The organism is Phaeobacter gallaeciensis DSM 26640 (genome assembly GCF_000511385.1).
Lineage (GTDB): Bacteria > Pseudomonadota > Alphaproteobacteria > Rhodobacterales > Rhodobacteraceae > Phaeobacter > Phaeobacter gallaeciensis.
In genome coordinates this window covers 1158032-1177616 of sequence record NC_023137.1, presented here as the reverse complement: position 1 = coordinate 1177616, position 19585 = coordinate 1158032, and the positions used below count along the sequence as shown (strand labels likewise).

The window sequence follows — 19585 nt, the reverse complement described above, 5'->3', positions numbered from 1 at the left end:
CAGAATTTTTCATTTTTTCCGCCCGGTTCCGCACAGCGGCCCTTGCACCGCCCCCCCGCATGTGATTAATCACACCTCACACCACCGGTAAGGCGAGTTGGCGGAGTGGTGACGCAGCGGATTGCAAATCCGTGTACACCGGTTCGATTCCGGTACTCGCCTCCAATAAAATCAATGACTTGCGTCATCCGTCTTCTCCTTCACTGCCATTTTTGAAACAACCGTTGAAACTTTCACGTTTCGGTCTTGCTTCGTTCCATTTGATTTCTTGCCTCTTGAGCGCGCTTCGCGAGCTCTCTTTGCCGGATCGGGCCGCCGTACTTTTTGAGCATTTCAACGCCTGAGTGACCGGTGACGGCTTTGACCATCTCGTCATCACATCCAGCCAGATACAGCTCGATCGTCGCATTTTTTCTGAGCCCGTGCGTTTTGTAGTAGCTCGCCTTCTCGTGCTTCATCTTCTTTTTGATAGTGCGCATTTCTTCCGCAACGATCCGGTAGCTCACTGGTCGTCCCTTGACGTCAGCCACAACAGTGCCGTCCGTTCGTGCGAGCCCGTCGAGATGGGCTTTCAGTCGGTCGGTGAGCGGGATCCAAAGCGGCTTGTCGGTTTTGCCTTGCGTAAAATCGAAACCTTCATCGGAAAAGTGCTCCCATTTCATCTTCACGACATCGCCAATTCGTTGGCCTGTACCAACGCAAAGCTCGTAAACCAGCCGCGCCCTCTTTGAAGCCAGCGCTTCGAACTCGGCCCGAACATCATCTGGCCACGGCTCCCAGCCGTCGCTCTGCTGCTTGAATAGCGGAATGCCTTTCGCCGGATTGCCGTGCTCCTTCTTGATGAAGCCAATCAATCGTGCGTGGTTCATCAATACGACCATGACCTGAACGAGATAGTTGGCTTGCCGCCAATGATCCGCATTTGCGCGGTGCAATTCATAGATGTGATGGGTTTCGATCCTGGCCGGGTCTTTGTCGGCCCAGATCTCACGAATGTGGCTGATATACCGCCGATAATCGGATCTCGTCCGAGGCTTCAGCTTCTTGTAGGCGTCGCTCTCGTAGTAGCTAAGAATCAACGCCTCAAAATTGCGTTTCACCGGCGCTGGCGCTGGTTTTCCCTTCAGCAGGCGATTGTAGTGATCCCAAAATTCCGGCGTGCCCGCTTCCTCGTGCATCATGACAGAGATACCGCGCGAACGCCGGATGAACCGTAGGTAGCCCCTGTCATTATAGACGTATTTTGGCAGGCTCTTTCGGGTCATTCGCCCATTCTCAAGTCACTATTGAGAAAGTCGTCGGCTGCCTCTGGCGCGACCATGTTGGCATCGACGATGACGCTGCCGTCAGGCTTAATCTCGAACTTCGCGCGCTGCCAGCCTGCCTCCCGCGCCTCACGGATGAAGGCCGAGGCTGCCTGCTTCGCCTTTGTCTGTGCACTAGCTTTGGTCATCTTATCGACACCTCTCTCACCTCGTTAACAACGCGCATTATCACCCTGATCCATATTGATATTTCCGATTGCTCCGCGCGTAGAACGTCTGTCTTTCGCCGCGCGAATGGCGCGGATCACTTCTGAATTTTGGGAGTTTCCATTGCGATCGGACTCCGCTTTGATCCACTCCTTGAGCTCTTGCGGAAGCCGAAGCTGCATTGGTTTACGACTGTTCATGAAACGCCTCCAGGTTGAAACCATAATCAACTAGTGGCATTTAGCCACTATTGCGTCAATCGCTTTTTATGGCACAGTGCCACCATGCCAGAACAAAGCTCTCAAAATCAGGATAAATTCATCGTGCGGCTGCCAGACGGCCTGCGCGATCGAATACGCCTCGCAGCCGAGGCCAACCATCGCAGTATGAATGCTGAGGTCGTTGCCCTACTCGAAGAAAACTATCCGGCCCCAGTGCCGGAAAAACTGGACGACCCCGCCGCGCGACTGTTGTTTTGGCTCGCCAAACGCATCCGCAGAAGGAACCCGAAGCCCGGAACTCCCAGAGATAAGCAAGCCGCCCTGTATGAGCGCATTGCGGGCGATATCGCGGAACGTATGAAGGACATCGGCGAATAGCCTTAGTAGGCCCCCCACTCATATCCATGGTTGCCTTCGTGATCTTCCCATTCGACACCGACCCCGCGACGCCAGCTTGACGACGAACAGCGCCGTGACGGCAGAACCCATTGCGGGGCGGCCGCTGGTGTCGTGCGTTGCCAGCCAAATTCGCCTTGTGTGCCGTAGGTCCCGAGGCGCATGTTATAACTCTCAGAACAATCATCGTCGCGGCCACGTTCGCGATGGCTGTAGTGCCGAACATCCCAAACACGGATCGAGCGCACAAAATCGAATTCCAGACCACTGATGTCGATATCGGCACCGTCTTCGACCACCTGTGCCAGAATAATGTGGCCGAGCATTTGACCATTTTGGTTGCTGGCCTCCCAGACTTTAGGGGCCATACTTTGCAACGGCGCGCGCTCAGAAACACCCATCGGGCAGCGCCAGATTTGCAACGGCGGCTCAATCGGCCAGGGCGTGATCCGACGGATAAACACGGCGCGGGCATGGGCACATTCTGCTGACGCGGGCCACCCACCAGCCAGGCAAAGCAGAATGGCGCAGTCAACCTGATAGGCTTTTGCCGCTTGTGGAGCCACGGTTGAAAGCAAAGCCAAAGCAACTCCGGCAGTCCAATTCCTGATAAGTTTGCACCGCATATCAATAAATACCTTTTGATTACATTACTGTATTATTGATACACTAGCTCCAACCTCAACATTCACACCATATGCGAGCATAGGGTTTATGATATTCGCGCGCGTTTTGTGGAATATACTCCGTAGAGCGGTTCTTGTGATCTGGCCGAATACAGGCCATGAAATTACGGGAACAAGTAGGGTTAAATATCCGGAATCTAAGAAATTCCAGAGGGTTGAGCCAAGAACAATTAGCATTAGCTGCCGACCTGGATCGTAGCTACATCAGCGAGATCGAACTCGCGAAATTCTCAGCATCGATCGATGTTCTGGAGCGGATTGCCCATGCTCTCGACATCGCTCCCAAGGAACTGTTTAACGAGAGGGGCTAGTTTTGCCCGAACTTGAGAGTGTTCGCACGACGGCCGAAGCCATCGGTCGCATTACGTGTGTCAAGACTGGCGAAGAAATCGGTCTGCTGTATCAGTGGGATAACGGCGAGACGCAGGCAGCGTTATACGATGGCGGCCATCCTAAAACACCACACCGCTCAGATCACCCCGCTGAACCGGACCTTGGTGCAAAACGCAGCTAACGCCCGGAAAGAGCAGTTTGCGGTATTCGCTGCCTGCGTATTGCACGCCGCGATCTGAATGATGAATGAGACCAGGCACCGGTCCGCGGCGCCCCAGAGCCATGTTCAGGGCATCACAGCACAGTTCGGATCGCAGATGATCGTCCATTGCCCAGCCCACGATTTCGCGCGTGGCCATGTCCTTGATGGCAGCAACGTAGAGCCATCCTTCTTTCGTATCGACGTAGGTAATGTCAGTGAGCCAAACCCGGTTCTGACCGGTGCAAGCGAACCGTTGTTCCAGTAGGTTTGGCGAGGGTTTGAGGCTGTGATTGCTGTCTGTGGTGCACGGCTTTCGGCGCTTGCACGGGCGAGGCGTGACATTGTTTTCCCGCATTATTCTGGCCACGCGCCGCTCCGAAACGTCCTCGCCATCGGCTTTCAGATCCTGGTGGACCCGCTTTGACCCATACCGTTTTTTGCTTTGAGAAAACGCCTCTTTAATCTTTGGAAGCAACTCGGCGTCCCGGTCGGTACGTAGCTTGTGCCGCTGATCTCGAGCAAGTTGTGACTGGACAAAGCCGTAAAACCAGCTGCGCGCAACACCAACAAGGCGACAGAGCTGAACGATCGGGTAAACAGTCTTGTGGGCAGCGACGAAAGCACGTTTCGCGTTCATGTCTTCGCTGCCCTTGAGGCAAAAAAAGCGGAAGCTTTCTCGAGGATCTCATTTTCCAGCTTCAAGCGTTTGTTTTCCTTGCGCAGACGATCCAGTTCCGCCGCATCCGCCTGTTGCCTGCGCAATGCCGCCATCGATCCTGCCGCTTCGATCTCCAAGCGCCAGGTTTTCAGCTGAGAACTCGTCACACCCAGCTCCCTGGCCACGCCGGTTTGTGTGGCACCAGGCTTATAAAGCCGACCAACAGCTGCGGCTTTGAATTCATCTGTGAACGTTCGTCGCGATTGTCCCATTCCATGCTCCCTTCCTGGACAGGGGTACTTTACCCCGGTGTCCGGGAACAGGAACGAAGTTCAGGCGGCGATCCCATGCTGCACGAGCAATGGAAGGAGCAGACCTTCGCCGCAGGTGCGGCCACAAACCATCATCGAACGGAAGGGACGCGGGACAAACCCGACATTTGCGTTTTGGCATGTTGCTGACGCAGCATCCGCTCGCAAGTGCGGCACCATCATAGCTGCCGTGCAAGCGATGTCGTCAGAGCGGTCATTGAAGGGCAATTTGAGGCATAAAATCAAACTGCTCTTTCGCTGCAGCTGTGAGAACAACTTTTCCGAATTGAGGAAACAGCCATTCACAGTTGGGAAAGCGGTACTTGTCGCGCAACATCCATAAACAAGTTTAGCGATGGCGCCGGTTTCAATACTGACCAGCAAGCCTTGCGCTTGTGTCCTCACTTGTTTCGCCTTCAGCCATGCGTGCAAATGCCTGCCGCCAGCCGGGGGCGAGATCAGCCAGGCCTGCCAGAGTTTCAGCGTCGTTCCGGGAAACCCTGCGCGTCAGCCGGGCGCGGGTCACACGCAGGACGCTCCAGTCCGGGTTGCGCCGTTCTATCAGCGTTACCCGGTCGCCTGCTTCAGCCGTGCCGGTTTCCAGCACACGGTAGTACCATCCGGTGCGGCCCGTTTTCTGAAACAGGTAGGGCAACTTTTCTTGTCCAGTGTGCAGGCCCAGCTTCCAGCAGGGCTGGCGGCCCTGGCTGATCTGAACAGTTGCTGAGCCCAGCTTCAGGATATCGCCGATGCAGAGGTTTTCCTCGGTCAATCCGGTTGTTGAGATGTTTTCGCCAAAGGCTGCGGGGACCGTGCCGACGGCCATGTGCCCTTCGTCCTGCCAGACCGCATAGTGATCCAGCGCGTAGTGGTGAATAGCTTTTTCTTCGCCGCCATGCACGGTCAAGTCCGCCTGCGCATCATCTGAAAAACCTGTCAGCGTAATGGCCTGCGAACCGGGCACCAGGTCTTTTTGAATGGCGGAGGGAGGCTTCCCGTCCCAGCGGTCCTGAACGCTGCCCAGGTAGATGTCGCCGATTTCTGCCGAAAGTTCAGGAAGGGTCATTCAGGCCTCTTTGTGTTCGATGCAGATTTTGTCATTTTCGCCGGGTTCCAGCGCGAGCTTCAGCAAGCCGCAGAATCCGTTTTCCGAGTCCGCCTCGTGATAGGCGCAGGTCTTGCATTTCCCGAATGACTGGCCGTCGTTAGCCGCCAAAGCCTGCCTCAGGCTTTGAACCAAGCCGTCCCTGAGCGCGGTTTGAACGCCGGGGGGCAGGCTGCCTATGGCATCTGCAATTGGATTGGGTTCTGTCACCGCGGCCACGCCCGCCTCAGTCAGCTCAAAGGAAATTGACCGCTGGTCGGACTTTTGCCGGCGCTCGGCGGCGTATCCCTTGCGCACCAGCGCCTTCAGCGTCTGCGACATCGTTCCGCGCGTTGTTCCCAGATACTCGGCAACATGCGAGGGCGAACGGGAAAACTGATTGGCCTCAGACAGATATTCCAGCGCCGCCCTTTGTGTCGGGTTCAGGTCGCCGGTCCAGCCGGCGGCGGAATCTAGTCTGGCAAGGCGGTTGATGAGGATGCGGATGCCATGGTCGGGTTTCATGCGCAACAAGTAGCGAGTCGAAATTAAAGTTGCAATGTGTTTTTTGATATAGTAGCGAGTCGATATCTAATAGCGAGTCGACATCAAAAGACTGGAGATACGACATGAAACGACCCTTGATTTTCTTTGCCGCCGTTGCGCTGGGAGCGTCGTCTGCAGCAGCGGATGGCAACCATGCCCTGCATCAGGAAGGGGCTGTCATCTCTCCGGCTGATGCCGGCAAGGTGGCAGATTTCGACATCCTTGCGGCGCATGCGCACCGCAACGGCAACACAGTTACCTTCCACATGACCACCAGCGGCACCGCCGGGGCATCGGTACCGGCCGCAACCGGAGCCGTGGGCGGGTCAGATGTCTGGTCCTATGTTTGGCCCACATCTCTTGACCCGTCTGCCGTTGGCTTTGAAGGCGGCACCGGCATTCTGGCAATGGCTGCAACCAGCCACCCGGATTTTGACGACACCCCGCTTTTTGATGAAAACGGCGACGGCGACCCGGCAAATGACGGCATCGAATGGCACAGCCATTGGGTTGTTCTGACTCCGGCAGAGGCCTGCGGCCCGGGCGCCCTCGCGGTGCGCGACATCCCCGAAGGCGCGACGCCAAAACTGCCTGCGACCTGGCCCGGATTCCCGATATTCCTGGACAGCCCCGGGTTCACGCCGCTGTTCGACGGGCCTGAGATCACGGTGAATGCCGGATTTGCCAGCGGCGTAGATCTGGAGGGGGTTGCCTATGACGGCGTCACCTCCGCGCTGCGCGTGAACGAAAGCATTCATGCGCCGCTGCTGTGCGTCACCGATGTATTCGACATTGCCTCAGGCGATCTGAGCCTGCCGGGCAAACTTCAGTAAGCGGACTCTGCCGGCCGTTTCAAGCAGGCGGCCGGCAGCTCAACAGGAGGGAGCAAGATGCAAGCGCCTGAACTGCAGGTATCTGAATGGTTCAATACTGACGGGAACCTCAAGCTGCCGGATTTCCACGGAAAAGTTGTCCTGATTGAGGCCTTCCAGATGCTGTGCCCCGGCTGTGTCGTCCATGGCATTCCCCTGGCGCAGGAGGTGCATCGGCATTTCCCCGGCGATCAGGTGGCAGTGATCGGGCTGCACACTGTCTTTGAACACCACGAGGCCATGAGCCCGGTATCGCTGAAGGCCTTTTTGCATGAATACCGTATTACGTTTCCTGTGGCAGTCGACAAACAGGGGGCAGGGCCGCTGCCGGAAACTATGGCTGCATACGGGATGCATGGGACGCCCAGCTTGGTTCTGCTGGATCAGTCGGGCCGGATTGCGGCACATCATTTTGGCCAGGTCTCGAAGCTGCAGGTGGGTGCGGAGATTGGCAGCCTGCTTGCCGGCAAAGCTGCTGCTGCTGCCGCAGGCCGGCAGCCCGGTTTCTCTGGCCGGTGCGGCGGCGATGGCTGCACCGTGTGAAATGCCTGCAGCCTGGCTGCAGGCCAAGGCGAAGGTTTCTTTGGAGCCGGGCCAGCCGTTGCGCAAAGACATGACCGGTGCCGTCAGCAGGCTGACTGCTTTTGTGCGGCCGTCTGCCGAAAGGCCCCGGGAGATCCAAAATGGCTGGCCGGATGCAGTTGCGTCCGGCCAGGCCAGGTTTGCAAGGCGGTACTGTTTCAGGTTTGGAGGGCCGGAAGACCGCCTTGCATCCTTACACCTGAGCCGTATCGCTGACGTTCAGCCCAAGGGCCTTGGCAACTCCGGCCCCGTAGGCTGGGTCGGCGCGCAGGCAGTTCGCGATGTGGCGGCGCTGAATATCTTCCCGGGCTCCGCCAAGGGCACGGGCTGTGTTTTCAAACAGCACTTGCTGCTGGTCCGGCGACATCAGCCGGAACAGGTCTCCTGGCTGCGAGAAATAGTCCTCGTCCACCCGGTGGTTCCAGTGATCCGCCGCGCCCTCGACCGACAGAGGCGGTTCCGAATAGTCAGGCTGTTCACTCCACTCGCCAAGCGTGTTCGGCTCGTAACCGATCCGCGATCCAGCATTGCCGTCAACCCGCATCGCCCCGTCGCGGTGGTAGGAATGGAACGGGCAGCGGGGTGCGTTCACCGGAATGGAAGAATGGTTGACCCCCAGCCGGTAGCGCTGGGTGTCGCCGTAGGAAAACAGCCGCCCCTGCAGCATTTTATCCGGCGAAAAGCTGATCCCGGGAACAACAGTGGACGGCGCAAAGGCGGCCTGTTCTACTTCGGCAAAATAGTTCTCCGGATTGCGGTTCAGCTCAAGCTCGCCGACCTCGATCAAAGGGTAGTCGCCATGCGGCCACACCTTGGTCAGATCGAACGGATTGAGGTGATACCCGCCTGCTTCCTTCTCAGGCATGATCTGGACATAAAGTGTCCATTTCGGAAAGTCCCCGTTCTCAATCGCATCATAAAGATCGCGCTGATGGCTTTCCCGGTCGCCGGCAATCATCTGTGCAGCTTCTTCGTCTGTCAGATTCTTGATGCCTTGCTGGGTCTTAAAGTGGAACTTGACCCAGAAGCGCTCATTTTCCGTATTGATGAAGCTGTAGGTGTGGCTGCCGAACCCGTCCATATGCCGGTAGCTGGCGGGGATGCCGCGGTCAGACATGACGATTGTGACCTGATGCAAGGCTTCGGGCAGGCTGGTCCAGAAGTCCCAGTTGTTGTCCGCGCTGCGCATATTGGTGCGCGGATCGCGTTTGACGGCGTGATTGAGGTCGGGAAACTTCAGCGGGTCGCGCAGGAAGAACACCGGGGTGTTGTTGCCAACCAGATCCCAGTTGCCTTCTTCGGTGTAGAATTTGACGGCAAAGCCGCGGATGTCCCGTTCTGCGTCTGCTGCCCCGCGCTCCCCGGCAACAGTCGAAAACCGCAGGAACAGGTCCGTCTTCTTGCCAACTTCGGAAAACAGCCTAGCCCGGGTGTACTTGGTGATGTCATGGGTAACGGTGAAAGTACCATAGGCGCCGGAGCCCTTGGCATGCATGCGGCGCTCCGGGATCACTTCGCGGTCAAAATGCGCCATCTTCTCCAGAAACCAGACATCCTGAAGCAGCGCCGGGCCGCGCGCACCGGCTGTCTGGATGTTCTGATTGTCAGGCACAGGTGCACCAAACGCGGTGGTCAGTTTGGGTTTGCTGGTCATGTCATTCTCCCGAACTTGCGTACGGGAGCACTCAACCGGAAACCGCCAAACTACTCCAACTTATATAAATTATCCAGCCGATAAGCAGAGGTGATCCATGGCTAGACGCACATCCGTTGCCGGTCTTTCTCTCCGGGATCTTGAGTACATTCAAAGCATTGCCGAAGAGGGGCATTTCGGCCGCGCGGCCTCGATCTGCGGGGTGTCCCAGCCCGCAATCAGCCAGCAGGTGCAGAAACTGGAAGCCCGTTTGGGGTTTTCGATTTTCGAACGGCAAGGCAAGCATGTGTCGCTGACACCGAACGGGCAGATCGTTGTTCGCAAGGCTGAGGTCGTTCTGGCCGAGGCAAGAGAGCTTTTGGAGCTGTCCCTTGGCCTGAACAACAGTCTGGAAGGAGAGCTCAGGATCGGTGTGATCCCGACACTGGGGCCGTATCTTCTGCCCCTGATTTTGAAGTCTCTAAAATCGGCCTACCCCAAGGTGCAGATTTCGCTGTTCGAAGAGCCGACCCATATACTGGAAGAAATGCTCATGAAGCGCGAACTGGACACGGCCTTGGCTGCTACCGAGCCCAGGCAGCAAATGCTCGATGCTTTCACACTGTTCTTCGAGCACTTCATTCTTGCCTGCCCCAAGGAGCTGAAGAAGAAGCCGGGCCAGCCTGTGCGCTGGTCCGGCGTTCTGGCGTCCAAGCTGGTCCTGCTATCCGAAGAACATTGCCTACGGGATCAGACAGTGGCGCTTTGCGACCGGATAGACAGGCCCGGACACCGTGTTGCCAGCAGTCTTGAAATGCTGCGTCAGATGGTTGCCCTGGGCGAGGGGGCTGCTCTTTTCCCGGCATTGTCCGTCAGCGGCCCAGACCGTTTCGGCGGGCTTGCAACTCTTCACCCCATTGAGGACGGGAATTTCGGACGTCACATCAGGTTGGTTTGGCGCAACAGCGACCCCCGCGGGGAACACCTGAAACAGTTCGCCAATTTCATAAGGTCGCAGATGGACACTCCGGCCATGGCAAAACTGTCTGCTGGAAGAAATTGACTTTGGCCATTTGCTGCCGGGCAGTCAGAATGCCCTGCTACCCAAGCCAATTGAAAATTACTTCATTTCAGGCACTCGAAGTTTAGGCTTGGTGCATCAACGACGGTATAAACTGACTGCGTTGCTTCGATGAGAGGCTGTGACCAACGGCAGTTTTGAGCTGGTTCAGAATGCGGCACTAGAAAAGCGCGGCATCCAGTTAAAGTCCGGTGTAGGCATGTACGAAAATCTCGCTGCGCTGCGCTACCAAAACTTAATATTTGCAGCAGGGTACAGTTCTTCTCTACCCAGTGTAGTGGAGCGGAAATCCTCGTACTTCAGCTGTGTACGGCTCTGGATGACGCCTCTACCTCAACTTCCCAGCATTCAAATTCTCAATGTCAATCATCAGCGGCAACAATGAAGCTGCCTGTGCTGGCTTGGAAGATCGAGTGCCGCCACAGTTAGGCAGTTCTGAAGAATTGCCAAATTTCCATGTGCTGGGAGGCCGGGTCTGGAGGAAATGGCAGCTGGGGGCTCTCCCCTTTCTTCAGCGAATGCTCAACGGGAGGAAGACATGAGCTCCAACAATCAAACTGGTGAACGAACCGGCATGTCACTGCCAGAACATGTTCTGAAAGCCGCTGGCCATGCACGTCGAGGCGGTGCCATGGACCGGAGGGAGTTTCTGGTACTGGCCAGCGTGTTCGGCGCAACCGCAGCAACCGCCTATGGCATGCTTGGCATGGCTGCGCCGGCTCAGGCAGCCACGCCCAAACGCGGCGGAACCTTGCGGCTTGAGGTCGGGGTGCACGCGTTGAAGGACACCCGCACGATGGATTTCGCTGCGATGTCGATGGTCGCCTCCAATTGGCTGGAATATCTGGTCGAATACAACAACGACGGAACTTTCAAGCCCCGGCTGCTGGAAAGCTGGGAAGTGAACAGCGATGCCACCGAATACACGCTGAAGGCCCGCAAAGGCGTGACGTGGAACAACGGCGATCCGTTCACCGCGCAAGACGTCGCCCGCAACATCGAGCGCTGGTGCGATGCTGAGGTTGAGGGTAACTCAATGGCGTCGCGCATGAACTCTCTGGTCGACCCGGATACCAAGAAAGCGGCAGACGGAGCAATCATTGTTGTAGACGATGAAACCGTCAAACTGACATGCCGTTCTTCTGACATCACGATCATTCCCGGCCTGGCAGATTACCCCGCCTTGGTGGTGCATGAAAGCTATACGCCGGAAACAATGCTGACCAACCCGGTTGGGACCGGCCCTTATAAACCGGTCGAGTTTCAGGTTGGCGTCCGCGCAGCTGTGGAGCGCAACACGGATCATACCTGGTGGGGCGAGGGCACCGGCGCCTGGCTCGACCGGATTGAATTCCTCGACTACGGCACCGATGCCTCGGCGGTTCTGTCCGCCGTTGAGGCGGATGAAATTGACGTAACTTACAACACGTCGGGTGAGTATCTGGAGCTGATCGAAGCCTTGGGTTGGCAAACATCTGAAATCGCGACAGGTTCAACGGTTGTCATCCGCGCCAACCAGCAGGCCGAGGTGAACGGGCAGAAACCTTATGCTGACGTCCGGGTCCGCAAAGCGCTGCAGAAGGCAGTTGACAATAACGTTGTGCTGGAACTTGGGTTCAACAACAACGGAAAGGTTGCGCAGAACCACCATGTTGCCCCGGTGCATCCGGAATACGCCGACATTGGCGACCCGGTGCATGATCCGGCGGGCGCCAAAGCCTTGATGGACGAGGCTGGCATGGCTGAATTTGAGCATGAACTGATCTCGATTGATGGCGGCTTCCGCAGAGACACTGCCGATGTCGTTGCCATTCAGCTCCGTGACGCCGGGATCAAGGTGAAGCGCACCATCATGCCAGGTTCCACCTTCTGGAACGACTGGACGAAATACCCGTTCAGCATCACTGACTGGAACCACCGCCCGCTGGGGGTGCAGCTCTACGGCATCTGCTACCGCAGCGGTCAGAAATGGAATGAATCCGGTTTTGAAAATGCTGAGTTCGATGCGCTCCTCGATCAAGCAGTCGCAGTAGCAGATCCGGCAAAACGCAGTGAGATCACGGCAAAGATGGAACAGATCATGGTGGATGAGGCCGTGATCATCCAGCCCTACTGGCGCTCCCTGTTCCGTCAGTCGCGTGAAGGCGTCCTGAACGCCGAGCCGCATATTTCCTTCCTGCCTCAGCTGTACAAGTGGGGCTGGGCCTAAACCCTAGCGTTTAGGCACGGCAGGCTGCGGACCTGTGCTCCCCCCGTGGCCTGCCTGAACACTCGGAGTTACCATGCGACACTTCATTCTACGGCGGTTCGGCGTCATGCTTTTGACGGCGGCTTGCCTGACCTTTGTGGTCTTCTTCCTGACCAATCTAATGCCCAATCTTGAAAAGCTGGCCAAGACTGAGGCCAATGCCCGTATGAGCGACGCCGAAGTCCTCTCCTGGCTGGCAGACCGCGGTTATACACAGGACATCTTTTCCAAATACGGCGAATGGCTTGGAGTCGTCCCATCCGCACGGCTGACCGATGCGGACGGAGATATGCACACCCGCTGTTCGAGGCCAGTGCGTCCTGCGGAAGCGGCTCCGCAGTACTGCGGCGTGTTTCAGGGGGAGTTCGGCTTCTCCACAGTATTCAAGGAAGAGGTCAGCACCGTCATCGCCAAACGGCTAGGCACCACCGGTTATCTGATGCTTGCGGTGCTCTGTGTCATGGTGCCGCTGTCTCTGCTGATCGGGGTTCTGGCCGGCATGCGCGAAGGCTTCTGGGCTGACCGGCTGCTCTCCACGTTCTCAATTGTTACCACCTCCACCCCGGAGTATGTGTCTGCGGTTGTACTGATATCCTTTTTCGCATCGAAGAATGCCGGGATTTCACCGCTGCTGACAGACTGGGGGCTGATTGAGGGCCCAACCCTGTTCAAAGCCTCTGCTGCCACGGCGATGAAGGGCATTACCTTTGCCAACTTCACTCTGCCTGTCCTGGCGCTGACATTCTACGGCATGGGCTACATCGCCCGGATGACCCGCGCCTCGATGACCGAGGTGATGACCGCGCAGTACATCCGCACCGCCCGCCTCAAAGGCGTGAGCTTCCGTTCAATTGTGCTGAAACACGCGCTCAGGAATGCAATGATTACCCCTTTTACTGTTATCATGCTGCAAATTCCCTGGCTGCTGACCGGTGTTGTGATTGTGGAGACGATCTTCAATTACAAGGGCTTCGGCTGGGCGCTGGTTCAGGCCGCGGGCAACAATGACATCGAACTGCTGATGGGCATTTCTGTAGTTGCGGTAATCGTGGTGCTGCTGACCCAGCTCATCTCCGACATCGGCTATGTCTTCCTCAACCCGCGCATCCGCGTCAACTAAGGATCCGGGACCATGACTGATCTAACAACTCCCGAACTTCTCTTGCAGCTGGGCCTGCGTTTTCTACCCGTCTGGGCCTGCATGGCAGTCATCCTGACCGGATCCATTGCCACACGCCGCAAAACCGGCCTTTATGGCCAGATCTTTGACAGCCCTATTGGAGTCGCGGGTTTCTCCCTGGTGCTGTTCTGGGTTCTGACTGCAATCTTTGCAAATCAGATCATCACCCATGATCCTTACGGCCAGTTCTCCGGCATGAAGAATGCCTTGCCGGGCAGTGCCATTCCCGGTGCGGACGAAGACACTTATTCCTGGTATCTTCTGGGCGGCGACAATCTGGCCCGCGACGTCTTCTCGCGGCTGGTTTCCGGTAGTCGGATCGTTCTGACCGTCTCTCCTGTTGCGACAGTTTTTGCCTTCATGGTGGGGATCACTCTGGGCCTGCCTGCTGGATACTACGGTGGCCGAATGGACACTGTTTTGACCTTCGCAGCGAACCTAATCATCGCCTTTCCAGTCATCCTGCTGTTCTACCTTCTGGTGACTCCGGAAATCCGCGCAGGCGGCCCGGCCATCAGCTTTGCCGCCGGGCATTCTTGGCAGGCATCGGTACCCAACATTCTTGCGGCAGTCATCTTCCTCTTCCCGATGATCTTCTTCTGCCTGTTCTGGCAATCCCGCTTCTATGTGCGTCCGATGCTACGCAATGTGCTGATCGGGACTACCTTGGGTATCGGAACATGGGCCTATCTCGGAACCGCCTTTGACTATGACCCGACAGGAATTTTCCTGATCGAACCAGGTCTCAAGAACATTTTTGCGATCATCGCGGTGGTTGGCGCGCCAGCCAAGTTCCGCATCGTGCGCGGCCAGGTTCTGGATATTAAGACACGTGATTTTGTTGCAGCTGCCCAGACCCGCGGTGAGCGTCCCTGGTACATCATGCTGTGGGAAATCCTGCCAAACGCCCGCGGGCCGCTGATCGTCGATTTCTGCCTGCGCATCGGCTACACCGCGATCCTTTTAGGCGCCTTGGGCTTCTTCGGCCTCGGCCTGACCCCGGAAAGTCCGGACTGGGGCACCACCATCAACGAAGGCCGGAAGTTCCTGGCGCTGTATGCTCATCCCGCTTTGGCACCTGCCTTGGCCCTCATGAGCCTCGTACTAGGCCTCAATCTGCTGGGGGACACCCTGCGCGAAGAAAGCCTGAAAGACTGATCCGGCTGGAGGACCGGGCCGCCCGGTCCTCCGGACAATTGGAGCCAGATGAAGGGGATCTCTTCCCCTCCCGCTCCAACAGGGAGACACGAAAATGAACAAACTGGCAGACTACGACGGCCCGATCCTCGAGATTGACAAGCTGTCCATCTCCTTCTTCACCCGCCTGCGCGAAATTCCTGCGGTGATGGACTTTTCCGTAGCCGTGCAACCGGGTGAGGCTGTCGGGCTGGTCGGCGAGTCCGGCTGCGGCAAATCCACCGTGGCGCTTGGCGTCATGCAGGACCTGGGCAAGAACGGCCGCGTTGTCGGCGGCACCATCAAGTTCAAGGGCCGCGACCTGGCCGAGATGAGCGCCGAAGAGCTGCGCGACATCCGCGGCAATGAGATCGCGATGATCTATCAGGAGCCGATGGCCTCGCTCAATCCGGCGATGAAAATCGGCAAGCAGCTGATGGAAGTGCCGATGATCCACGAGGGCGTCAGCGAGAAGGAAGCCTACAACCGGGCGATGGAAGTGGTGACCGACGTGCGCCTGCCCGACCCGGAGCGGATGCTGAACTCCTTCCCGCACCAGCTGTCGGGCGGCCAGCAGCAGCGGATCGTGATTGCGATGGCGCTGATGTCGAAACCGTCGCTGCTGATCCTGGATGAACCCACCACCGCGCTGGACGTAACGGTTGAGGCCGCTGTGGTTGAGCTGGTGAAAGATCTGGGTAAGAAATACGGAACCTCGATGCTGTTCATCTCACACAACCTCGGCCTGGTGCTGGAAACCTGTGACCGCCTGTGTGTGATGTATTCTGGCGAAGCGGTTGAGCGCGGCTCGATCGCGGATGTGTTTGATGAAATGCAGCATCCCTATACCCAGGCGCTGTTCCGCTCAATCCCGCTGCCGGGCGCCGACAAAAACTCGCGCCCGCTGGTGGCCATTCCCGGCAACTTCCCCCTGCCCCATGAACGGCCCAACGGCTGCAACTTTGGCCCGCGCTGCGACTATTTCGAAGAAGGCCGCTGCGATGTCGATCAGGTTATCCCGATGTCGCCGGTGCATGGCAATGACCGCCACGAAACCCGTTGCCTGAAGTTCCAGGAAATCGACTGGAACGCGCCCATTGCCGTTGGCGAGCAGAAGGAAAAGACAGCGCCCGGCAAAGTGATCCTGAAGATGGAAGACCTCAAGAAATACTATGAGGTCGCGGCCAATGCGCTGTTTGGCGGCGGCGAGAAGAAGGTCGTGAAGGCCAACGAGACCCTCAGTTTCGAGACTCGCGAATCCGAAACTCTGGCCATTGTCGGCGAATCCGGCTGCGGCAAATCCACCTTTGCCAAGGTGCTGATGGGCCTGGAAACCGCGACCGAGGGTCAGATCCTGCTGGATAATCAGAACATCGAGCAGACCCCGATTGAGGAACGCGACACCAGAACCGTTTCAGACGTGCAGATGGTGTTCCAGAACCCCTTTGACACGCTGAACCCGTCAATGACCGTGGGCCGCCAGATCATGCGGGCGCTGGAAATCTTCGGCATCGGCAATTCCGAGGCCGCGCGCCGCAAAAGAATGCTGGAGCTTCTGGACCTGGTGAAGCTGCCCCGCGCCTTTGCCGACCGGATGCCCCGGCAGCTGTCGGGTGGCCAGAAGCAGCGTGTGGGCATCGCCCGTGCCTTTGCCGGCGGCGCCCGTATCGTGGTGGCGGATGAGCCCGTGTCAGCGCTGGACGTGTCAGTGCAGGCGGCCGTGACGGATCTGCTGATGGAAATCCAGCGGAACGAGAAAACCACGCTGCTGTTCATCTCTCATGACCTGTCGATTGTACGCTATCTCTCCGACCGGGTGATGGTGATGTATCTCGGCCATGTGGTGGAGCTGGGCGATACCGACCAGGTGTTCTCGCCCCCTTATCACCCCTACACCGAAGCGCTCTTGTCAGCGGTACCAATCGCCGACACCTCTATCGAGAAAGAGCACATCGTGCTGGATGGCGATATCCCTTCCGCAATGAACCCGCCTCCGGGCTGCCCATTCCAGACCCGTTGCCGTTGGAAGTCCGAAGTGCCGGGGGGCCTGTGTGAAAAGGATGTACCGCCCGTACGCACTTTGGATGGCGGCCATCAGATCAAATGCCACCTCAGCGACGAAGTGCTGGGGCGCATGAAACCAGTGATCAAGATCGCCGCGGAGTAACCAAATCGCGCAAGAAGCACTCAGCAGAAAATCGATTCAATTGACCAAGGAAGAACATGACCGAAATTCTGATTGTAGAATCTAGTTCCCCCAATCTTGCCAGCAGCCGACGTCAGCAAGGACGGGCCGCGCCGCAAAACTTTGCCCGAGTGTTCTCAGCAGTCACACCAAGTATTAAAATCCGTGTCGCCGAGCCCTACAAGACCGAGATGACACGCGCAGATTTTGCAGGTGTGGATGGCATTGTTATGACTGGGGCCGGCGACGAATGGCCAGCGAATGACGACTTGGCCCGCCCCATCCGGGCGGCTTGCGATCTTGCTTTCGAAACCGGACGCCCGGTTCTGGGTGTCTGCTACGGCTTGCAGATCGGCACCATCTGTCTGGGGGGAGAAATTGCCGCTTGCCGAAAGGGCAAGGAAACCGGGCTTGCGCTGAATGTAGAGCTTACAAGAAAGGGCGCAATACATCCGATGATGAAGGGCCGCCGGTCAGGTTTCAGTGTCGCTTGTGCTCACCGTGACGAAGTCACCCGCATGCCCGATGGCGGCGATTGTCTGGCCTTCAACGCGCATAGCGCTGTCCAAGCTATGGCTGTGCGCCAAAGCGGCGCAGATTTCTGGGGCCTTCAATACCATCCTGAAATATCACCCTCGATCGTGGCCAATGCGATCCGTGAGAACGGCAGTCTGTTTTTCAACACCGGTGTTGCTGTCAAGGATTTGCTGACGGTTGAAAGCGATCCGGAAACCGCAAATCGGCTGGGCTGTTCGGTCGATGACTTCGAAATCAACACCCGGACCCGGGAACTGACAAATTGGGTTCAGTATGTTGCAGGCCAGGCAGCGCTAACGGCTTGACCACTTAGCCGTTTGACAGCGGCGTATCCGGGTCAGAAAAGATATCCGGGTTCGCTAGTCTCAAGTAACTCGCGGCCTCTGGCGACATTTTTTGCCAGGGGCCGTCCACCAGCTCTTTGAACACCTTGACCAGCCGTTGGTTCACGTCTTGGGACAGCTCCTGCATTTCTTCAGTGCGGCTGAGAAGCATTAGCGTGCGGCATGCTTCAGGCGGCGCAAGGAAAATCGAGAGATCACGTAAAGCTGCAGGTGTCTGATAAAGACACAGGACAGAAGTTACGGCCCAGCCATAACCGACCTGAACAAAGCGCAGCAGGCTCTGGCTTGAATCAAAGCTGAAGGCAGGCTCGGTATCCGCTCCCAATTGCCGTGCAATCCTGGCCGCGCGCACTCCGAACTTTGTGGTAGGCGCATAGGCGATCTGAGGATCGGTGACGACAAAGTCTTCCGGTCGCTTGCGGGGCAGCGAGGCGGGGTAGACCAGGACATAAGGATCTATGAAGATTTTGGCCGGGTTCACATAGCCAAGTGTGTCATAGGGCAGGCTGTCGACCATAAGATCGAAGCTGCGCCCCAATAGCGCGTCATCCGCCCACGGAGAGATCCCCGCGCTCAACTCCACCGAATCTGCAAGAGATGTCGCTACTGACAGGAATTCAGCCCCCATTGTGCAGGACATGCTGTCCGGCATAGCAATCCTCAGCTTCTTGCGGCTGACATTCGGTGTCGAGCGTACGTGTTCGACCAGTCTCACCAGATCCTGCAATTGGCTGGGCAGCCCTTCTGCAAGTCTCTTTCCTGCCCGCGTCAGACGGATAGGCCGGGTGTTCCGCTCTATCAGCAAAACACCCAGAGCTGCTTCGAGCCGCTGCAACTGCTGGGAAAGCGCAGGTTGAGATAAGTCGCATTTTGCGGCCGCCTCGGTGAGACTGGCCGAACCGGCAATGACACAGAAATTCCGCAGGAGCGAAAAATCCGGAAGCTGATCCGAGGGCTTGCTGCGGCTCATCTGTCTATCCCGTGAATGATCATCCTTGCTGAAGCACCCGCAACGGTTTCTGAAACATGCTCCTCAAAGGACCTCAGAACAGAGCAGACCAGCCCGGCCATTCTGTGCCCTGCAGCAGTTATAGAATCTGGCTCAGAAACTCTTTTGTACGCGGATCCTGGGCGTTGTCAAAGAACGTGTCAGGCGAACCATGTTCGACAATCACCCCCTTGTCGGTGAAATAGATGTGGTCCGCCACTTCGCGAGCAAACCCCATTTCATGCGTTACAAGGATGCAGGTCATCCCATCCGCCGCCAGATCCTTAATGGTAACCAAAACCTCCTTCACAGTTTCCGGGTCAAGGGCTGCGGTCACCTCATCAAACAGCATGACATCCGGACGCATCGCCAGACTGCGCGCAATGGCAACCCGCTGCTGCTGGCCCCCCGACAGCTCGCCGGGATAACTGTGTTCTTTGCCTTCCAGCCGAACCTTTTTCAGCAATGCACGTGCGCGTTCCTCAACTTCAATCTTTTCTTCCTTCAGCACTTTTACTGGTGCCATCATCACGTTTTCCAGCGCGGTCTTGTGCGGGAAAAGGTTGTATTGCTGGAAAACCATGCCGACCTTTTTGCGCAACTGCAGCCGGTCAAGCTGTGCATCATGCACCTCTTGGCCTTCGACCGTAATCGAGCCGCCCTGAATGTCGTTGAGCGCATTGATGCAGCGTATCAGAGTCGATTTACCTGATCCTGACGGGCCGATGATGCAAATGACCTCGCCCTTCATGATGTCCAGGCTAACGCCTTTCAGAACTTCAATTTGCCCGAAGGACTTGTGCACGTCCCGGATGGAAACAATCGGTTGATCAGATGTCCAAGTATTCAT

21 protein-coding genes and 1 tRNA gene are annotated in these 19585 nt (G+C 57.2%); 11 read left to right on the top strand and 11 right to left on the bottom strand.

Annotated elements, in window-relative coordinates; genetic code table 11:
- The first annotated feature begins 91 nt into the window (after positions 1 to 91).
- Positions 92 to 165 (top strand) — tRNA-Cys (locus tag GAL_RS05715).
- A gap of 68 nt (positions 166 to 233) precedes the next feature.
- Here the strand turns inward: GAL_RS05715 and GAL_RS05710 are convergent.
- The 3 genes from GAL_RS05710 to GAL_RS22155 are packed head-to-tail and all read right to left on the bottom strand — an operon-like array spanning position 234 to position 1672.
- Positions 234 to 1265 carry a site-specific integrase gene (locus GAL_RS05710; protein WP_024096638.1) on the bottom strand — a complete coding sequence of 344 codons (1032 nt, stop codon included), beginning with the start codon at positions 1263 to 1265 and terminating at the stop codon, positions 234 to 236.
- Complete coding sequence (locus GAL_RS05705; RefSeq protein WP_024096637.1) at positions 1262 to 1453, bottom strand: hypothetical protein; 192 nt, start codon at positions 1451 to 1453, stop codon at positions 1262 to 1264. Before GAL_RS05705 ends, GAL_RS05710 begins: the two co-directional genes overlap by 4 nt.
- Positions 1454 to 1477: 24 nt before the next feature.
- Entirely contained in the window at positions 1478 to 1672 is a 195-nt protein-coding gene (locus GAL_RS22155) for an Arc family DNA-binding protein (RefSeq protein WP_024096636.1), read from the bottom strand.
- Between the two features lie 84 nt (positions 1673 to 1756).
- Here GAL_RS22155 and GAL_RS05700 point away from each other — a divergent pair, with 84 nt between their 5' ends.
- Positions 1757 to 2071 (top strand): Arc family DNA-binding protein, encoded by a 315-nt coding sequence (locus GAL_RS05700; RefSeq protein WP_040103946.1) that lies wholly within the window; start codon positions 1757 to 1759, stop codon positions 2069 to 2071.
- A 2-nt stretch (positions 2072 to 2073) separates the two neighbouring features.
- Here GAL_RS05700 and GAL_RS05695 read toward each other — a convergent pair whose 3' ends face one another.
- Complete coding sequence (locus GAL_RS05695; protein ID WP_024096634.1) at positions 2074 to 2715, bottom strand: hypothetical protein; 642 nt, start codon at positions 2713 to 2715, stop codon at positions 2074 to 2076.
- A 158-nt stretch (positions 2716 to 2873) separates the two neighbouring features.
- Here GAL_RS05695 and GAL_RS05690 point away from each other — a divergent pair, with 158 nt between their 5' ends.
- Positions 2874 to 3086 (top strand): helix-turn-helix domain-containing protein, encoded by a 213-nt coding sequence (locus tag GAL_RS05690; protein ID WP_040103945.1) that lies wholly within the window; start codon positions 2874 to 2876, stop codon positions 3084 to 3086.
- 141 nt (positions 3087 to 3227) lie between these two features.
- Here GAL_RS05690 and GAL_RS05685 read toward each other — a convergent pair whose 3' ends face one another.
- The 4 genes from GAL_RS05685 to GAL_RS05670 all read right to left on the bottom strand — a co-directional run bounded on the left by GAL_RS05685 (position 3228) and on the right by GAL_RS05670 (position 5888).
- A complete protein-coding gene (locus GAL_RS05685; protein WP_024096633.1) occupies positions 3228 to 3947 on the bottom strand; it encodes an IS3 family transposase in 720 nt (239 codons plus the stop codon).
- Positions 3944 to 4240: a transposase gene (locus tag GAL_RS05680; RefSeq protein ID WP_024096632.1), complete on the bottom strand. Its 297-nt coding sequence runs from the start codon at positions 4238 to 4240 to the stop codon at positions 3944 to 3946. The genes GAL_RS05685 and GAL_RS05680 overlap by 4 nt, the downstream gene beginning before the upstream one ends.
- 406 nt (positions 4241 to 4646) lie before the next feature.
- Positions 4647 to 5345 (bottom strand): MOSC domain-containing protein, encoded by a 699-nt coding sequence (locus tag GAL_RS05675; protein WP_024096631.1) that lies wholly within the window; start codon positions 5343 to 5345, stop codon positions 4647 to 4649.
- Entirely contained in the window at positions 5346 to 5888 is a 543-nt protein-coding gene (locus GAL_RS05670) for a MarR family winged helix-turn-helix transcriptional regulator (RefSeq protein ID WP_024096630.1), read from the bottom strand.
- A 104-nt stretch (positions 5889 to 5992) separates the two neighbouring features.
- Here GAL_RS05670 and GAL_RS05665 point away from each other — a divergent pair, with 104 nt between their 5' ends.
- Positions 5993 to 6742: a hypothetical protein gene (locus tag GAL_RS05665; RefSeq protein ID WP_024096629.1), complete on the top strand. Its 750-nt coding sequence runs from the start codon at positions 5993 to 5995 to the stop codon at positions 6740 to 6742.
- 57 nt (positions 6743 to 6799) lie between these two features.
- Complete coding sequence (locus tag GAL_RS05660) at positions 6800 to 7324, top strand: redoxin domain-containing protein (protein ID WP_024096628.1); 525 nt, start codon at positions 6800 to 6802, stop codon at positions 7322 to 7324.
- A 232-nt stretch (positions 7325 to 7556) separates the two neighbouring features.
- Here GAL_RS05660 and GAL_RS05655 read toward each other — a convergent pair whose 3' ends face one another.
- The gene (locus GAL_RS05655) at positions 7557 to 9017 is read right to left on the bottom strand and encodes a catalase (protein ID WP_024096627.1); all 1461 of its coding nucleotides are present in this window, start codon (positions 9015 to 9017) and stop codon (positions 7557 to 7559) included.
- A gap of 97 nt (positions 9018 to 9114) precedes the next feature.
- Here GAL_RS05655 and GAL_RS05650 point away from each other — a divergent pair, with 97 nt between their 5' ends.
- From GAL_RS05650 to GAL_RS21905, 6 genes are all read left to right on the top strand, one after another.
- Positions 9115 to 10059 (top strand): hydrogen peroxide-inducible genes activator, encoded by a 945-nt coding sequence (locus tag GAL_RS05650; RefSeq protein ID WP_024096626.1) that lies wholly within the window; start codon positions 9115 to 9117, stop codon positions 10057 to 10059.
- Between the two features lie 556 nt (positions 10060 to 10615).
- Positions 10616 to 12286 (top strand): ABC transporter substrate-binding protein, encoded by a 1671-nt coding sequence (locus GAL_RS05645; RefSeq protein WP_024096625.1) that lies wholly within the window; start codon positions 10616 to 10618, stop codon positions 12284 to 12286.
- A 73-nt stretch (positions 12287 to 12359) separates the two neighbouring features.
- On the top strand, positions 12360 to 13445 hold the full coding sequence (locus GAL_RS05640; RefSeq protein ID WP_024096624.1) for an ABC transporter permease: 1086 nt from the start codon (positions 12360 to 12362) through the stop codon (positions 13443 to 13445).
- Positions 13446 to 13457: 12 nt separating this feature from the next.
- Positions 13458 to 14663, top strand: a complete 1206-nt coding sequence (locus tag GAL_RS05635) for an ABC transporter permease (protein ID WP_024096623.1) — start codon at positions 13458 to 13460, stop codon at positions 14661 to 14663.
- A 94-nt stretch (positions 14664 to 14757) separates the two neighbouring features.
- Positions 14758 to 16848: a dipeptide ABC transporter ATP-binding protein gene (locus tag GAL_RS05630; protein WP_024096622.1), complete on the top strand. Its 2091-nt coding sequence runs from the start codon at positions 14758 to 14760 to the stop codon at positions 16846 to 16848.
- 56 nt (positions 16849 to 16904) lie between these two features.
- A complete protein-coding gene (locus GAL_RS21905) occupies positions 16905 to 17708 on the top strand; it encodes a type 1 glutamine amidotransferase (RefSeq protein WP_024096621.1) in 804 nt (267 codons plus the stop codon).
- 4 nt (positions 17709 to 17712) lie between these two features.
- Here GAL_RS21905 and GAL_RS05620 read toward each other — a convergent pair whose 3' ends face one another.
- Together GAL_RS05620 and GAL_RS05615 are read right to left on the bottom strand one after the other, a co-directional pair.
- Positions 17713 to 18717: a LysR family transcriptional regulator gene (locus GAL_RS05620; RefSeq protein WP_024096620.1), complete on the bottom strand. Its 1005-nt coding sequence runs from the start codon at positions 18715 to 18717 to the stop codon at positions 17713 to 17715.
- 118 nt (positions 18718 to 18835) lie between these two features.
- Positions 18836 to 19585, bottom strand: coding sequence for an amino acid ABC transporter ATP-binding protein (locus tag GAL_RS05615; protein WP_024096619.1), 750 nt, complete (start codon positions 19583 to 19585; stop codon positions 18836 to 18838).

Coding starts and splice junctions, on each gene's coding strand:
- GAL_RS05640 (WP_024096624.1), top strand. CDS start 12,360: ATGCGACACTTCATTCTACGGCGGTTCGGCGTCATGCTTTTGACGGCG.
- GAL_RS05630 (WP_024096622.1), top strand. CDS start 14,758: ATGAACAAACTGGCAGACTACGACGGCCCGATCCTCGAGATTGACAAG.
- GAL_RS05665 (WP_024096629.1), top strand. CDS start 5,993: ATGAAACGACCCTTGATTTTCTTTGCCGCCGTTGCGCTGGGAGCGTCG.
- GAL_RS05690 (WP_040103945.1), top strand. CDS start 2,874: ATGAAATTACGGGAACAAGTAGGGTTAAATATCCGGAATCTAAGAAAT.
- GAL_RS05635 (WP_024096623.1), top strand. CDS start 13,458: ATGACTGATCTAACAACTCCCGAACTTCTCTTGCAGCTGGGCCTGCGT.
- GAL_RS05700 (WP_040103946.1), top strand. CDS start 1,757: ATGCCAGAACAAAGCTCTCAAAATCAGGATAAATTCATCGTGCGGCTG.
- GAL_RS05655 (WP_024096627.1), bottom strand. CDS start 9,017: ATGACCAGCAAACCCAAACTGACCACCGCGTTTGGTGCACCTGTGCCT.
- GAL_RS22155 (WP_024096636.1), bottom strand. CDS start 1,672: ATGAACAGTCGTAAACCAATGCAGCTTCGGCTTCCGCAAGAGCTCAAG.
- GAL_RS05650 (WP_024096626.1), top strand. CDS start 9,115: ATGGCTAGACGCACATCCGTTGCCGGTCTTTCTCTCCGGGATCTTGAG.
- GAL_RS05675 (WP_024096631.1), bottom strand. CDS start 5,345: ATGACCCTTCCTGAACTTTCGGCAGAAATCGGCGACATCTACCTGGGC.
- GAL_RS05710 (WP_024096638.1), bottom strand. CDS start 1,265: ATGACCCGAAAGAGCCTGCCAAAATACGTCTATAATGACAGGGGCTAC.
- GAL_RS21905 (WP_024096621.1), top strand. CDS start 16,905: ATGACCGAAATTCTGATTGTAGAATCTAGTTCCCCCAATCTTGCCAGC.
- GAL_RS05685 (WP_024096633.1), bottom strand. CDS start 3,947: ATGAACGCGAAACGTGCTTTCGTCGCTGCCCACAAGACTGTTTACCCG.
- GAL_RS05645 (WP_024096625.1), top strand. CDS start 10,616: ATGAGCTCCAACAATCAAACTGGTGAACGAACCGGCATGTCACTGCCA.
- GAL_RS05695 (WP_024096634.1), bottom strand. CDS start 2,715: ATGCGGTGCAAACTTATCAGGAATTGGACTGCCGGAGTTGCTTTGGCT.
- GAL_RS05705 (WP_024096637.1), bottom strand. CDS start 1,453: ATGACCAAAGCTAGTGCACAGACAAAGGCGAAGCAGGCAGCCTCGGCC.
- GAL_RS05615 (WP_024096619.1), bottom strand. CDS start 19,585: ATGAATACTTGGACATCTGATCAACCGATTGTTTCCATCCGGGACGTG.
- GAL_RS05660 (WP_024096628.1), top strand. CDS start 6,800: ATGCAAGCGCCTGAACTGCAGGTATCTGAATGGTTCAATACTGACGGG.
- GAL_RS05680 (WP_024096632.1), bottom strand. CDS start 4,240: ATGGGACAATCGCGACGAACGTTCACAGATGAATTCAAAGCCGCAGCT.
- GAL_RS05670 (WP_024096630.1), bottom strand. CDS start 5,888: ATGAAACCCGACCATGGCATCCGCATCCTCATCAACCGCCTTGCCAGA.
- GAL_RS05620 (WP_024096620.1), bottom strand. CDS start 18,717: ATGAGCCGCAGCAAGCCCTCGGATCAGCTTCCGGATTTTTCGCTCCTG.